Source organism: Aminobacter sp. MET-1 (assembly GCF_026521175.1).
GTDB lineage: Bacteria > Pseudomonadota > Alphaproteobacteria > Rhizobiales > Rhizobiaceae > Aminobacter.
The window spans coordinates 1-249 of record NZ_JAMSHL010000154.1 but is presented as its reverse complement, the minus strand read 5'-3'; the positions used below and the strand labels follow the sequence as shown (position 1 = coordinate 249).

Genomic DNA, 249 nt, shown 5'->3' with positions numbered 1-249 from the left:
CCCTCGGGCCGATCCGGGCTGTCGGTCCACGACGCCTCGCAGAGAAAGACATCGGCACCCTGAGCCAGATCCTGCACCGCCTGGCACATACCGGTGTCGCCGCTGTACGCGAATGTCTTTCCGCCACCGGTGGTGACCCGCATGCCGTACGACTCCGGCGGATGGAACACCTGCCGGGTCAGAATCGACAGCTGTCCGAATTCGATGGTCCGGCCGTCCACCCAGCGGCGTAGATCGATGGTGTCGGAC

At 65.5% G+C, this 249-nt stretch carries 1 protein-coding gene; it reads right to left on the bottom strand.

The window, feature by feature from the left end; genetic code table 11:
* Window positions 1-249: MBL fold metallo-hydrolase (locus tag NDO48_RS29430; protein ID WP_267322946.1), on the bottom strand; the 249-nt coding region annotated here is incomplete at both ends.